At 73.5% G+C, this 14,043-nt stretch carries 11 protein-coding genes and 1 pseudogene; 8 read left to right on the top strand and 4 right to left on the bottom strand.

The window, feature by feature from the left end:
* Positions 1-677 (top strand): annotated as a pseudogene (locus tag NH339_RS14105) (hypothetical protein); the annotation flags it as partial.
* Between the two features lie 65 nt (positions 678-742).
* Entirely contained in the window at positions 743-1,522 is a 780-nt protein-coding gene (locus NH339_RS14100) for a DNA-formamidopyrimidine glycosylase family protein (protein WP_253026424.1), read from the top strand.
* Here NH339_RS14100 and NH339_RS14095 read toward each other — a convergent pair.
* The gene (locus NH339_RS14095; protein WP_253026422.1) at positions 1,491-2,144 is read right to left on the bottom strand and encodes a DUF998 domain-containing protein; all 654 of its coding nucleotides are present in this window, start codon (positions 2,142-2,144) and stop codon (positions 1,491-1,493) included. The two genes, NH339_RS14100 and NH339_RS14095, sit on opposite strands and share 32 nt — an antisense overlap.
* 116 nt (positions 2,145-2,260) lie before the next feature.
* Complete coding sequence (locus tag NH339_RS14090) at positions 2,261-3,703, bottom strand: NAD(P)/FAD-dependent oxidoreductase (RefSeq protein WP_253026420.1); 1,443 nt, start codon at positions 3,701-3,703, stop codon at positions 2,261-2,263.
* A gap of 107 nt (positions 3,704-3,810) precedes the next feature.
* Here NH339_RS14090 and NH339_RS14085 point away from each other — a divergent pair, with 107 nt between their 5' ends.
* Positions 3,811-4,446, top strand: a complete 636-nt coding sequence (locus tag NH339_RS14085; RefSeq protein ID WP_253026418.1) for a vitamin K epoxide reductase family protein — start codon at positions 3,811-3,813, stop codon at positions 4,444-4,446.
* 3 nt (positions 4,447-4,449) lie between these two features.
* Here the strand turns inward: NH339_RS14085 and NH339_RS14080 are convergent, their stop codons facing one another.
* Together NH339_RS14080 and NH339_RS14075 are read right to left on the bottom strand one after the other, a co-directional pair.
* Positions 4,450-4,752, bottom strand: a complete 303-nt coding sequence (locus NH339_RS14080; RefSeq protein ID WP_253026416.1) for a 4a-hydroxytetrahydrobiopterin dehydratase — start codon at positions 4,750-4,752, stop codon at positions 4,450-4,452.
* A 16-nt stretch (positions 4,753-4,768) separates the two neighbouring features.
* Positions 4,769-5,617, bottom strand: a complete 849-nt coding sequence (locus NH339_RS14075; RefSeq protein WP_253026414.1) for an alpha/beta fold hydrolase — start codon at positions 5,615-5,617, stop codon at positions 4,769-4,771.
* 148 nt (positions 5,618-5,765) lie between these two features.
* Between NH339_RS14075 and NH339_RS14070 the strand changes: the two genes are divergently transcribed.
* The 5 genes from NH339_RS14070 (at position 5,766) to NH339_RS14050 (ending at position 14,017) form a co-directional block, all read left to right on the top strand.
* Complete coding sequence (locus NH339_RS14070) at positions 5,766-6,386, top strand: hypothetical protein (protein ID WP_253026412.1); 621 nt, start codon at positions 5,766-5,768, stop codon at positions 6,384-6,386.
* 245 nt (positions 6,387-6,631) lie between these two features.
* A complete protein-coding gene (locus NH339_RS14065) occupies positions 6,632-7,192 on the top strand; it encodes a hypothetical protein (RefSeq protein ID WP_253026410.1) in 561 nt (186 codons plus the stop codon).
* 68 nt (positions 7,193-7,260) lie between these two features.
* Positions 7,261-11,475, top strand: a complete 4,215-nt coding sequence (locus NH339_RS14060) for a TIGR03773 family transporter-associated surface protein (protein ID WP_253026408.1) — start codon at positions 7,261-7,263, stop codon at positions 11,473-11,475.
* A complete protein-coding gene (locus NH339_RS14055) occupies positions 11,472-13,031 on the top strand; it encodes an anchored repeat ABC transporter, substrate-binding protein (protein WP_253026406.1) in 1,560 nt (519 codons plus the stop codon). Before NH339_RS14060 ends, NH339_RS14055 begins: the two co-directional genes overlap by 4 nt.
* On the top strand, positions 13,031-14,017 hold the full coding sequence (locus NH339_RS14050) for a choice-of-anchor M domain-containing protein (RefSeq protein WP_253026404.1): 987 nt from the start codon (positions 13,031-13,033) through the stop codon (positions 14,015-14,017). Before NH339_RS14055 ends, NH339_RS14050 begins: the two co-directional genes overlap by 1 nt.
* Positions 14,018-14,043 lie beyond the last annotated feature (26 nt).

Below are 14,043 nucleotides of genomic sequence, written 5' to 3'. Positions count from 1 at the left end.
TGCAGGTCGCGCGCACCGAGGCGCTCGTCGCGCGGCACGGCGTGGTCACCCGCGGCGCGGTGGTGGCCGAGCAGACGCCGGGCGGGGTCGCCGGCGCCTACCGCGTGCTGCGCGAGCTGGAGCAGAACGGCTCGGTGCTGCGCGGGTACTACGTCGACTCCCTGGGAGCGGCCCAGTTCGCGTCGTCGGCGACGGTCGACCGCATGCGCTCGTTCGAGCGCCCCGACGACGAGCAGGCCGACGTCGACGCGGTCGTGCTCGCCGCCACCGACCCCGCCCAGCCGTTCGGTGCCGCGCTCCCCTGGCCCGCCGTCGTCGACCCGGCCGACGACCTGAAGCACCGCCCGGCGCGCAAGGCCGGTGCGCTGGTGGCCGTCCACGACGGTCGCGCGGTGCTCTACCTCGAGCGCGGCGGACGTTCGTGCCTGGCGTTCACCGACGACGTCGACGTCCTCACCCGCGCCGCGCGGGCCGTCGCGGGCCTCGGTCGGTCGGGGCGCATCCCGCGACTCACCGTCGAGTCGGTCAACGGCCGCCCAGCCGGCACCACGCCCACCGGCGAGGCACTGCTCGCGGCGGGGTTCGACCGGCACCCGAAGGGCCTGCGGCTCGACCTGCGCCGCGGCAGCGACACCGCCCGCCGCCCCACCTCCTCCGGACGGCCCAGCCATGCCTGAGGGAGATACCGGGCGAGGCGTGACACCCCGCACCACCCACCCCGCCCCACGCCAGGAGGTCGCCGATGCCCGAAGGTGACACCGTCTGGCGCACCGCCCACCACCTGCGCGAGGTGCTGGAGGGCCGGGAGCTGGTGCGCACGGACGTGCGCGTGCCGCAGTGGGCGACGCTCGACCTGTCCGGTCGCACGGTCGATGAAGTGCTGAGCCGCGGGAAGCACCTGCTGATCCGCGTCGGAGACGCGTCGATCCACTCCCACCTGAAGATGGAGGGTGCGTGGCACGTGCTGCGTCGGGGCAGCCGCTGGCGGCGTCCGGCGCACACGGCGCGCATCGTGCTGGAGACCGAGCAGCACCAGGCGATCGGCTTCCAGCTCGGACTGCTCGAGATCCTCAAGCGCGAGAACGACGACGACGCGCTGGCCTACCTGGGGCCCGATCTCCTCGGCCCCGACTGGGACCTCGCGGAGGCGACGCGTCGGGTCGAGTCCGACCCGGACCGGCCGATCTTCGTGGCACTGCTCGACCAGCGCAACCTCGCCGGGCTGGGCAACGAGTACGTCAACGAGCTGCTGTTCCTGTCGGGGCTGGCGCCGACACGTCGGGTCGGTGACGTGCCCGACGTCGCGCGCGTGGTCGAGCGGGGTCACCGCCTGCTCGACGTCAACAAGGCGCGGGTGGAGCGGACGTTCACGGGCAGCACGCGCCAGGGCGAGGAGCGCTGGGTCTACCGCCGCGAGCACGCACGGTGCCGGCGCTGCGGCACCCCGCTGCGCGACGGCGAGCTCGGCGACCAGCCGGGCCGCGAGCGGATCACCTTCTGGTGCCCCCACTGCCAGACGTGAGGCCGTCCGCGGTGCGCAGCAGCAGGGCGGCGAGCCAGACCCAGGCGACGACGAACGCCACCCGCTGCCAGAGACCGGGTGCGGGCAGCGTGCCCTGGTCCGCGAGCGAGTAGGCCAGCGACGCCCACAGGGACACCACGGCGGCCACGAAGGCACCCTTCGCCCTCGGCGCGGTCGTCTCGTCGCGCCGCCAGCGCGCGGCCTGGACGATCATGGCCGCAGGGAGCGTGGTGGACGCGACGAGCAGCGCGAGGTCGCCGAGGGCGGACGACGCCGTCCCCTGCGCGGCGACCGCGCCCGTCCCGAACGGCTCCGTGCTGGGCGAGGTGAAGGCGAGCGCGACGAGCGACAGGGCATGGAGTCCGAGCAGCACCGGCACCGCGCGCCGAGGCCGCCCAGAACCACGCTCAGGGTCGAGCGACGGAGCCAGGGACTGCAGCGACAGCACGAGCGAGAGCCCAGCGGCCGCGAGCACCACGCGGACGAGCGCTCCGAGGCCTCCCGCCAGCACCACGCCCACAGGTCGGTCGACCACGTCGCCGGGTGAGACGACCACCACCAGCAGGGACAGGAGCAGCAGCGCGCCGCCTGCGGCCCGCAGGGTCAGCTGGTCGATGCGCACCGGCCCACCCTAGTCGTCCCCACCCCGCGTGCCCTACCCCGCTGAGCGTGACGTTCGCGGGGCGCGGACGGCCGATCCGGCCCGCAAACGTCACGCTCAGCGGGGTGGGACGGGGCTCAGGAGGCCTTCGTCCAGACCATCTGCTCGTCGAGGTCGGTGCGTCGGTTGTCCCAGGCGTCGAGGAACCAGTTCTGCCGGACCGTCCAGGGCCGCTCCTTGCCCTGCTGGGGCAGGACACCGACGGCACGCTGCACGTAGCCGGACTGCAGGTCGAGCGCCGGCGCACCCTGCCCGCCGACGGCGTCGGGATCGGGCATGCCGGCGACGTAGCCGTGCTCGCGCATGTGCTGCAGCAGCCGGGCGACGTACTGCCACGACAGGTCGGCACGGAGCGTCCACGAGGCGTTCGTGTAGCCGATGCACCAGGCCAGGTTCGGCACGCCGCTGATCATGAGGCCCTTGTAGACGAAGCGCTCGTTCGGGTCGACCTTCTCGCCGTCGACGTCGATCGCGACCTTGCCCAGCGCGACGACCTTGAGGCCCGTGGCCGTCACGACGACGTCGGCGTCGAGGTGCTCGCCCGACACGAGCCGGATGCCGGTCTCGTCGAAGGAGTCGATCCGGTCGGTCACGATCGACGCCTGGCCGCGACGCAGCGTGCGCCACAGGTCGCCGTTCGGGACGACGCAGAGCCGCTGGTCCCAGGGGTCGTAGCGCGGCGTGAGGTGCTGGGGGTCGAAGCCCTCGGGCACCGCGCCCTGGGCGCGGTTCAGCAGGATCTTGCGCGCGGCCGACGGGAAGCGGCGGCAGAACTCGTAGAAGCCGATCGCCGTGGCAGCGTTCTTGAGCCGCGTCAGCCGGTGGGCCGGGCCGGCGGGCAGCACCTTGCGCAGGCCCGCGGAGATCGCGTCCTCCTGCGGCAGCGAGGTGATGTAGGTGGGCGAGCGCTGGAGCATGGTCACGTGCCCGGCCTGCTCGGCCATCGACGGCAGCAGCGTGATCGCGGTGGCGCCGGAGCCGATGACGACGACCTTCTTGCCCGCGTAGTCGAGGTCCTCGGGCCAGAACTGCGGGTGCACGACGGTCCCGGCGAAGTCCTCCAGCCCGGGGAAGTCAGGGGTGTAGCCCTCGTCGTAGTCGTAGTAGCCGCTGCACATGAACAGGAACGAGCAGGTCTGCTCGACGAGCTCGCCGTCGACCTCGCTCGTGACCGTCCAGCGCGCGTCGTCGGACGACCAGCTGGCGCCGACCACGCGGTGGCCGTAGCGGATGCGCTCGGCGATGCCGTGCTCCTCGGCGGTGCTCCGGATGTACTCGCGGATGTCCGCACCGTCGGCGATCGCCTTGCGGTGGGTCCAGGGCCGGAACGGATAGCTCAGCGTGTACATGTCGGAGTCCGAGCGGACGCCCGGGTAGCGGAAGAGGTCCCACGTCCCGCCCACCGCGTCGCGCGCCTCGAGGACCGCGTAGCTCGACCCTGGGCTCATCGTGCTCAGCCGGTAGGCGGCCCCGATGCCGGACAGACCGGCCCCGACGATGACGACGTCGACGTGCTCCATGCGTGAACCTCTTTCAGATACCGACGGTATCTGAAACCGTACGCGGGGTACGGGAGCGCGTCAAGACGCTCTGTCCCGACGACCAGCCCTCCACTACGATCGGCGGCGTGAGCGACGTGCTGCAGGACGACCGTGACCGGACCCCCGACACGAGGGAGGCCGGCGACACCGACGTCCGCGACCCGAGGTGGCTGATGCTGGTCGCCGGCGTGGTCGGACTCGCCGCGGCGATCGTCCTCACGATCGACAAGGTCAAGCTGCTCACCGCCGAGGCTGCCGGTACAGACAAGACCCTGAACTGCGACCTCAACGCCTTCGTCAGCTGCGGCGGTGTCATCAACACGCCGCAGGCGTCGGCGTTCGGCTTCCCCAACCCGATCATCGGCATCGTCGGCTTCACCGTGGTGGTCACGCTGGCCGTGCTGCTGCTCGCCGGCGTCCGCCTCCCCGCCTTCGTGTGGGCCGGGCTGCAGGTGGGCGTGCTCTTCGGCATCGGCTTCGTGACCTGGCTGCAGTACCAGAGCATCTACGACATCGGGAAGCTCTGCCCGTGGTGCATGGTCGTCTGGACGTTCATGATCCCGCTGTTCGTGGTGGTCACCGCCCGCAACCTGCGCGCCTTCGCGCCGCGCTCCGCGGTCACGCGGTTCCTCAGCAACTGGACGCTGCTCGTGGTCGTGCTCTGGTACGTGGCCGTGCTGTCGGCGATCTGGTTCCGCTTCGGCGAGAACCTCTGGGCCTGACGGTCAGGACGCGCCGGCCACGGCGCCGGCGAGCTCGTCGAGCACCTCGGCCAGACGCACGTCGCGTCCGCTGACGCCGTTCACGTCGTGGCTGACGAGCCGCACGTCGACCCGGTCGTAGACGTTGGTCCACTCGGGGTGGTGGTCCATCTCGTCGATGCGCGGGGCCGCCGCGGCCATGAAGCCGATGGCGTCGGCGAAGCTCTCGAAGTGGTACGTGCGGGTCAGGCCCGACGCGTCACCCTCCCATCCGGGCAGGTGCTCGAGCGCCTGGGTGACGCGGGCCGGGTCGAAGGGCTCGTCCATGTCCCGACCGTACGCGTCAGGCAGCGGCCGCGCGAGCCCGTCGGGTGATGGCGTCGACCAGCACCTGCGGGGCGTGGTCGGGGATCCAGTGGCTGACGCCCTCGAGCACCACGAGCTCGTACGGCGCGTCCACGTGACGCGGCGTCAGGTCGACACCGGCGCGACCGAGCGCGACGTCGCCGGTGCTCCACACCAAGGTCGTCGGCACGCGCACCGTGCCCTGCAGGCCCTTGGCCGAGAACGGCAGCGCGCGGTAGAAGCCGAGGCCGCCCGTCAGCGCTCCGCCATCGATCATCTCGGTCTGGAAGCGGGCGAGCAGGTCGCGGTCCATGCCGGCGTGGCGCAGCACCCGCTCGCGCACCCCTCGTGACCGGGTGAGCACGAGCTCGGGGACCACCGGCAGCTGGAAGAAGCCCATGTACCAGGACTTGAGCAGCTGGGTGCTGCGTGCCATCGACGCCACGAACGCCGCAGGGTGGGGCACCGACACGGCGGTCCAGGAGAGCAGCCGGTCCGGGTGGCGTGCCGCGACGACCCACCCGATCGCCGATCCCCAGTCGTGCCCGACCAGGTGCAGCGGCTCCCCCACGACCGCGAGGAGCGCTGCGACGTCGTCGGCCAGCAGCTCGGTGGCGTAGGCCCGTCGACCCGCCGGGCGCGCGCCCGGCGAGTAGCCGCGCAGGTCCGGCGCGATCGTGCGGTAGCCGTCGGCGTGGAGCAGCTCGCTGACCTTGTCCCACGACGTCGACGTCTGCGGGAACCCGTGCAGCAGCACGACAGGGGGACCGTCGAGCGGCCCGGTGTCGCGCACGTCGAAGGTGAGACCGTCGTGGGAGAACGTGTGGATCCGACGTCGCCTGGCCATGTCCGTGACCATACCGGCGGTACGGGCTGCGCCGCACCTCGCACGGCTGCGACCGGCGCCCAGCACTCCCTGACGTCGCGCACAGGTCCGTGACAGGAACGCTGGTCATCGTCGACGAGGACACACCTCAACGGAAGAGAGTCACCTGATGAACACCTCCACCGCAGCCCGACTCGGCATCGCCGGCCTCGTGGCCGGAGCCGGCCTGGCCGTCGGCGGCGTGGCGCTCGCGTCCGCGGACACCGCCTCGACCGGCAGCGGCACCAGCAGCAGCTCCCGCCCCGCCGGACCGCACGGCGGCCCCGGCGCGCAGGCCGCCGTGATCGCGAAGCAGCTCGGGCTGGAGCAGTCGGTCGTCGAGAAGGCGCTGGCCGCCGTCCGCGACGACCTGCGACCCGACAAGCCGAAGGACGGCGAGAAGCCGACCCCGCCCACGGATGCCGAGCGCGAGCAGCGTGACGCCAAGCTGGCCGCCGCCCTGGCCAAGGAGCTGGGCGTCTCGGAGTCGAAGGTCGAGTCGGCGCTCGCCGCCGCCGAGAAGCAGGCCGAGTCCGACCGCACGGAGCGACGCACCGAGGAGCGCAGCGCCCTGTCGGAGCGGCTCGACGACGCCGTCGACGAGGGCACGATCAGCTCGTCGGACAAGGCGTCGGTCCTGAAGGCCTACGACGCCGACCTGCTCGGACCGGCCGGAGGCCCGGGCGGTCCCGGCGGTCCCGGTCGCGGCGGACCCGCCGCACCCGACGCCCAGGACGACTCCTCGTCCTGAGCACCTTCCCCGACGCCCCCGTCCGCACCTGCGGGCGGGGGCGTCGTCGCGCTGGCGCACACCTCCTCCTGAGTATTTGACAACGATTCTCATTCTTGTCTAAGGTGCTCGCAGATCGGCCGCCACCACGCGGCCCCCGTCCCGCCCGGTCAGTGGCGGTTAGAGAGCACCGCGACCGCGCCCGCGGTCGTCCGACCCACCCGCGTCCGGTCGGCAGCTGCCCCCGGACGGATCGAAGGAGAAGCATGTCCTCTGCACGACTCATCACCGCCGTCCTCGCCGGTGGAGCCGCCTCCGTGGCGTTCAGCCTCCCCGCCCACGCCGAGACGGCCATCCCGGCCGGCCACAACGACGTGGTCGAGCTCGAGTGCACCGACGCCGGTGGCGCCGCGAGCTACGAGCTCGGCAGCCACCTGGGCGGCCAGCACGTGTCCCCCGCCGACATCGGCAACCACCGCGCGACCTTCCCGGCGTCCAGCGCCGGCGTCAGCTACGCCGGCGGCGCCTGGGTCGTCGACGCCGACCTCGACTCGTCCCTGCCCGACCTCGGCTTCAGCTACGAGGTCGCCGCCGGCGCCGAGAGCGTCTGCGCCGACTCCGTGACCATCACGCTCGACTCGGGCGTGACGTTCGGCGGCTCGTCGACCGTGACCCTCACGCAGGCCGCCGACCACGTCCACGGGGAGTGGCGTCTGCCCGCGGCCAGCGCCACCGCGACCAGCTACGCGGTGAGCCTCGACGTCGAGACGGGCGACGGCGCCTTCGCCGAGACCCTCTCGCCGCTGAACATCACGGCCGGCTCCTGACACCTCGCCTCGGGGCGGCACACGCTGCCGCCCCGAGGTGCCCCTCCCCCCTCCCTGCGAAGGTCCCCATGCGCTCGTCCCTCCGACTCCCCGCGACCGCCCTCGTCACGGCCCTCACGGCCTGTCTGGTCGGGCTCGCCCTGTCCGCCGTGCCGACCGTCGCCGCCGACGGGTCGGTCGCCACCGGCAAGCACGTCCTCCGCACCGTCAAGACCGCCGACGGAGGCATCGCCCTCGACTGGGTCACGCCGCCGACCGCACCGACGTTCCGCATCAGCGACGCGACGTCCTACGAGCTGCCCGACACCCCGGCGCACCGCACGCTCGGCACGCCCGGCGAGCGCGCCTGGATCAGCGGGTCCACCACCGACGACAGCGTGGCGCCGTCCGTCGCGCTCTCCTACACCGCGCGCGCAGCGGGCGACCCGACGCTGACCTACCGCATCGACGACGTCGTCGCCCCGGCCGGCGGCACCTACCAGACCTACCGGTACGACTACACGCAGCCGTGGAGCGGGCTGGCCCGCCCGCTCCTGACCCACGACGAGTTCGCGTTCGTGACGCCGATGGGCACCGGACGCGGCGCCGACGGCACCGAGCAGTCGCGCGAGGGCGTGCTGAGGACGGCGAAGAGCACCACCGGCGGCCTGGTGGGCCACTGGGTGCACCGCTTCACCCGACCCGGCCTCTACTGCGTGTCGCTCTCGGTCGAGGGCACGTTGTCGACCATGACGACCCGTGCCCGCAGCGCGCCCGTCACGCTGCGCTTCGCCGTCGGCGACGCCGTCCCCGACGACGCGGCCTGCGGGACGTCGGCCAGCGGTCCCACGCCCGAGCCGACCCCCGAACCGACCAGCGAGCCGACCACTGGGCCGACGCCTGAGCCGACACCTGAGCCCACCCCGGAGCCGACACCTGAGCCGACCCCGGAGCCCGAGGCCCCGACCTACGTCATGCGCAGCGGTCACGCCGACGTGGTCGCGCCGCGGATCGTCGGCGACACCGACCGTCGCCTCGTGCTCGACGCCTCCGTCGACGGACGCGGTCGCGTGCCCTACCGCGACCTGGTCGTCGTCCACCCCGACCTGCTCCGCACCACTGTGCCGTCCGGCGACGACTGGGCCTTCCTCGGGACGCCCGGCCAGCCGCTGTGGAACAGCCCGCAGTCGTCGGGCTCCGTCGAGGGCGGGACGAAGGCGTTCCCGTGGATCGGGAGCAGCTCCGAGGACGACGCCCTCGTGGCCAACGGTCGGCGCACCGACATGGCGATCGAGCAGGTCGCCGGACTCGACGGCGGGCGTCCACCCGGCGACCTGTCGATCTGGACCGGCTCCTCCAGCCCCTACGTGCTGGTGAGCACGCGAGGCGGCGTGCTGCCCTCCGGCACCCCCGCGGTGCTCTCTGCAGCCAGCGTCCGCAACCACGCGCACTACAACTGGTCGTTCAGCGCTCCAGGCGTGTACTGCCTGGCCGTGTCGGCGCAGACCGAGATCGCCGGCGACCTCCAGGTACGTCGCGACTGGCTGACCATGGTGGTCGGCGACACCGTCGACGCCGACCGCGTCACCCCGTGCGCCCGACGTCTGCCGCCGCCCACCGAGCCGGCCCCCGGACCGACGGAGCTGACGTCGGGCACCGGTCCGCACGTCGTCACCGACGACGGTCACGTGTCGCTGCACCCGACGACGAACGCCGGCATCGCGGCTGCCTCGTGGAACACGGCACGCCAGCGACCCGTCGCGTACACCCGGCTCGACGACACCGTCGTGCACCTGCGCAACCCCACGGTGCGCAGCTACCTCGACTCCCTGCAGCTGCTGTCCACCCGCACCCTGCGACTCGACACGCTCGGGGTTCCCGCCTCCGACGGCGGCGAGACGCTCGAGCTGCTGCGCATGCGCGGTCCGGGCGCCCTGCACCTCGACGACGCACGGTCCGACGACGCCGCCCGCGCGCCGCGCACGCTGCGTCCCCGCGAGGAGACGGTGCAGGGCGTGCGCGTGCAGGCCTCGCTGCCCGGCCGGTACTGCGTCGACCTGCGCTGGACGAACGGCCGCGGCGAGCGCCGTGACGCGACCCTGACCCTCGTGGTCGACGGTCCCGTGCGGCCCTCCGACGCCGACAGCCCGTGGTGGCGGGCGGCCGAGCACGGCGCGCTGAGCACGACGTGCGCCGCGGGCGCCGAGCCGGAGGGACCGTCCGACCCCGGACCCACCCCCGAGCCCACGCCGAGCCCCACGGCGTCGCCGACCCCGACGCCCTCGCCCACCGCACCGACGCCGAGCCCCACGCCGACGACCAGCCCGACGCCGCCGGTCGACGAGAAGGACCCGGTCTACGACGCGCCGAACGGCTGGCGCAACGACGCGGGCGCGACGATCATCGACGAAGGCCACGTCGACCTCGCCTCGCGCGTGATCCGCGGTGCGCTGACCACCCACGTGAAGGACAGCGCGACCGGTCGCGACGTCGCCTGGCGTCCGTTCACGTCGACGGTGCTGCACGTCGGTCGACAGGCGGCGCAACGCATCCCCGCAGGCGCGAACCTCGCCTTCCTCGGCCGGGCCGGCGACCCCGTCTGGCTGGCGCCGGAGACCCAGGACGAGTCGATCGTGTGGCCGGGATGGTCCACGGAGGCCATCCCGGACGGCACGCTACGTGGCGGGGTGCGCTGGCGTCTGCTGCGCGCGAGCGGTCCGGGCGAGATGGCCCTGTTCACGTCGGTGCCCAACGGCTTCGGCACGGTCGACGTCCGCTTCAACACCCGCGACGGCATCACCTCCGCCGACGCGTTCACGATCCCGCCGCGCACGCACGCGCACGGCACGTGGGCCTTCAGCGCGGAGGGCGTGTACTGCCTCGACTCCGAGCGCACCGCGACGTCCGCCTCGGGGCGCACCCTGCGGCACCGGTTCACGCTCGCCGTCGCCGTCGGACGCACCGACCTGCGCACCGTCGACCCGAAGGCCTGCTTCCGCACCGACGGTCGACCGGGGACGGCGGACACCCGACCGGTACCCGAGGCGTCGCTGACCGACGCCACGACCGGCGGCGTGCGGGTGCTCAACGGACGCGACGGACTCGTCCGCGGGTCGCAGGCGCTCGTCTCGGTGCCCGATGTCGACGCGGGAGAGTGGGTGTCGGTGTGGCTGCACAGCCGACCGCGCTGGCTCGGCTGGGCCCAGGTCGACGCGTCCGGCGCGCTGCGCGTGCGGATGCCTGCCGACGCCCGCACCGGCGACCACCGGCTCGTCGTCAAGCGTCGCTCCGGCGAGCTCGTCGGCTGGGACCACGTGACGCTCACGGCCGCGCCCCGCGTGCCGACGGCACCTCGGCCTGGCGGCTCGAACAGCGGCTCGGGCGGGTCCGGTGACGGCGGATCGGGTGCAGGCGGCTCCGGAGCGCGCGCCGCGCTGGCCGCGGGGCAGACCTGTGTGCCGCAGCGTGCGACCGTGATCTCGTCCGGACACGTCGACTACGCCACGCGTCTCGTCGGCGGCCGGCTCCGGTCGCTCGTCGGGACCGACGGCTCCGGCGCCAAGGTCTACCGCGACCCGAAGGACGTCGTGCTCTGGGTGAAGCCGGGCAGCAAGGTCCGGCTCCCCGCCGGGCTGGGTGCCGTCGGACGGGCGGGCAGCTCGATCTACCAGGTGCCCCAGACCCAGGTGCCGGACCTCGTCTGGCTCGGCTGGAACACCGAGAGCCTCGACACGAGCCAGGTCCGCGGATCCGTCCGCTGGCGCCTCGACTCGGTCCAGGGTCCCGGCAGCCTGCGGGTCTACACGGCCGGCACGTTCGGCGGGGTCGAGCGCATGGTGTTCGACGGCCCCGGCACGACGAGCATCCCGCTCGGCGTCCACGCCCACGCCAACTGGGCCTTCAGCAAGCCGGGCTTCTACCGCGTGGCCTTCACCCAGCAGGCCACCCGCGCCGACGGCAAGGCGGTCTCCGACCGCTCGACGCTGACCTTCGCGGTGGGCGACGTGAACCCGGCGGCGGCCGCGTCCGGCGGAGGGTGCGGGGCGCTGCCGCAGTCCGACGTCGCGAGCCAGGACCGTACGCTCGAGGAGTCGGCCGAGGCAGCCGCGCAGGACCGCGCCGAGGCGGCCGCGGTCGCCCGAGGCCTCGTGCCGGAGTCCGACGACGGCACGGCCGAGCGCGTGCTCGCCGCGCTCGAGAAGGGTCCGGTCAGGCTGCTGCTCGGGGTGCTCGGCGGGCTGCTGCTCGCGACGGCGGCCGGCGCGCTCTGGTGGCGTCGGCGCTTCCACGGGACGGCCGCGTGAGACGGACCTCCCGGCTCGCGGCGCTCGCGCTGGCGGGCTCGCTGGCGGTCACCTCCTGCGCTCCCCCGCCGCGGTTGTCCGACCAGGACGGGCGGGTGCAGGTGGTGACCACGACGGGTCTGCTGCGCGACCTCGTGCAGCAGGTCGGCGGCGACCGGGTGAACGTCGTCTCGATCGTCCCCGACGGAGCCGACCCGCACTCGTTCGAGCCGACCCTGCGGTCGGCGCGCGACGCCGCGTACGCCGATGCCGCGTTCAGCAACTACGCGCTGCTGGAGGAGCACGCCGTCGTCAAGGTGCTCGACGCGAACATCGACGCCGCCGCGCCCAACGTCGCGCTCGCCGAGGGGGCGACGAAGTACGCCGCGGAGGTCATCCCGCTCGTGGAGAACCTCCGCCTCGACACACCGTGGCTGGGGCTGCGATCCATCGGCGACGGTGCGGCCTTCGGCGCCGACCGGGCGTCGCAGGTGCGGCTGTCGGCGACGGCCGCGACGGGACCGGGCGACGCCTGGGCCTACCTGACCGGCACGTTCGGCGACACAGCGGTGACCTTCGGCTCGGCCGACGGCTTCGACGACGACGACACGGCCGTGCTGCCGCTCGACGCCCACACCCACATGTCGTGGGCGTTCACCGAGCCGGGCGTGTACCGGCTGCGGTTCGAGGCGGCCCTGCAGGTCGACGACGACGGGCCCGAGGTGCCGCGCGGCACCGGGACCCTCACCTTCGCCGTCGGTGTCGACCCGGCACGCGCCGGCGTGGACGACGCGGTGGTCGTCGACGGCGGTCACGCCGACCTCGCCGCCGACGTCGACACCGGCCGTCTCGTGGTGCGCTACGACCCGGACGGGGGCGGCGACCACAGCCAGCGCACCCTCCCGCTCGAGGACGTCGTGGTCGAGGTGCCGACCAAGGCGCTCTCCGAGGTGCCGGCCGAGCGCAGCCTGCGGTTCCTCGGCCGCCCCGGCACGGAGATCTACCAGCTGCCGCAGGCCGTCCTCGGCAAGCACGTGCACGGCGAGATCGATCCCCACCTGTGGCACGACGTCCGCAACGTCATGGCGTACGTGCAGCTCGTCCGCGACACCCTCGTCGACGTCGACCCCGCCGGTGCGTCCGTGTACCGCGCCCGGACCAAGGACTACCTGCGCGAGCTCGACCGCCTCGACGCCACGATGCGCCGCGCGGTCGACAGCATCCCGGCGTCGCGGCGTCACCTGGTGACCTCCCACGACGCGTTCGGCTACCTCGCGAAGGCCTACGGCCTCAAGGTGTCGGGCTTCGTGACCCCGCACCCCGGCATCGAGCCGTCGCTCGCCGACCGTCGCCGGCTCGCGCGGACCATCGCCGACCTCGACGTGCCGGCCGTGTTCCTCGAGCCGAACCTGCGAGCCCGCTCCAGCACGCTCGTCGACGTCGCGCGTGAGCAGCACGTGAAGGTCTGCCCCCTCTACGGCGACGCGTTCGACGCCACGGTGCGCAGCTACGCCCAGCTCGTCCGCCACAACGCCCGCTCCCTCGTCCAGTGCCTCGCACCCCAGGAGAACCCGTGATGCCCTCCACCCGCCCCGTCGGCGGCCCGCGCCCGTCCCGCTCCACGTCCAGGAGGAGCCCGTGGCGGCTGGTCGCCCTGGCCGCCGTCCTGGTGGCGCTCGTCCCGTCGGGCGCGACCGCCGAGGACGACCCCGACCTGCGCCAGACCGTGCGCGGCGACGACCCCGTCGTCACCGACGTGAAGGTGCTCGAGAGCGGCCACGTCGACCTCGGTCCCACCTACGTCGACGGCACGTGGCGCTTCCTCGTCCACGACGACACCGCGAAGGCCGACCCGTCGAAGCAGAGCACCTGGCGCCTGCCCGAGAAGACGGTGTTCGCCGTGCCGGACACCGTCCGCCTCCCCGCTCCCGACGACCCGACGTACGCGTTCCTCGGCGCGAAGCCCGGCAGCACCGTGTGGGCGCTGCCGCAGACCCAGGCGGCCGGCGCCCCGTGGGTCGGGTGGAACACCCAGGAGCCACGGGTCATGGAGACGATCGACCGCGGCATGACGCTGCGGCTGGAGGGCGTCCAGGGCCCCGGCCGCCTGGTGACGTACCTGCAGTCCGGGTCGTTCGAGGAGCCCGAGGTGCTGTGGACGTCGGCGAAGGACGCCCGGCAGGACTTCTTCGTCGACGTGAACACCCACACCCACGCGAACTGGGTGTTCACGGAGCCGGGGGTCTACCTCGTGCGCGTCAGCGCGATCGCCGACCTCGTCGACGGCGGCACCGCCACGGACACCCAGGTGCTGCGGTTCGCAGTCGGTGACGGCACCAGCCCCCGCGAGGCGCTCTCCGCCACCTGGCGGGGCAGCACGCAGACCCCAGGGTCGACCGACACGGCGGCTGCGGCCACGACGAGCGACGACGGCACGATCGTGACGGTGCTCGTCGTGGCCATCGCCGTGCTCGCGGTCCTGCTGCTCGTCGGCGCCGTGGTGGCCGTCGCCCGGCTGCGCGCCCAGCGTCGCCGCGCGCTCGGCGGGACGGACGTCGCGTGACCGCGGTCGTCACGGGGCCGTCGGCG

This window comes from Aeromicrobium sp. CnD17-E (assembly GCF_024124745.1).
Taxonomy (GTDB): Bacteria; Actinomycetota; Actinomycetes; order Propionibacteriales; family Nocardioidaceae; genus Aeromicrobium.
The sequence above is the reverse complement of the archived record's forward strand: the minus strand, read 5'-3'. Positions and strand labels throughout refer to the sequence as shown.

Bases quoted from the DNA above. Each gene is read 5' to 3' on its own strand.
- NH339_RS14060 (WP_253026408.1), top strand. From the start codon at position 7,261: ATGCGCTCGTCCCTCCGACTCCCCGCGACCGCCCTCGTCACGGCCCTC.
- NH339_RS14065 (WP_253026410.1), top strand. From the start codon at position 6,632: ATGTCCTCTGCACGACTCATCACCGCCGTCCTCGCCGGTGGAGCCGCC.
- NH339_RS14090 (WP_253026420.1), bottom strand. From the start codon at position 3,703: ATGGAGCACGTCGACGTCGTCATCGTCGGGGCCGGTCTGTCCGGCATC.
- NH339_RS14075 (WP_253026414.1), bottom strand. From the start codon at position 5,617: ATGGCCAGGCGACGTCGGATCCACACGTTCTCCCACGACGGTCTCACC.
- NH339_RS14050 (WP_253026404.1), top strand. From the start codon at position 13,031: ATGCCCTCCACCCGCCCCGTCGGCGGCCCGCGCCCGTCCCGCTCCACG.
- NH339_RS14070 (WP_253026412.1), top strand. From the start codon at position 5,766: ATGAACACCTCCACCGCAGCCCGACTCGGCATCGCCGGCCTCGTGGCC.
- NH339_RS14100 (WP_253026424.1), top strand. From the start codon at position 743: ATGCCCGAAGGTGACACCGTCTGGCGCACCGCCCACCACCTGCGCGAG.
- NH339_RS14080 (WP_253026416.1), bottom strand. From the start codon at position 4,752: ATGGACGAGCCCTTCGACCCGGCCCGCGTCACCCAGGCGCTCGAGCAC.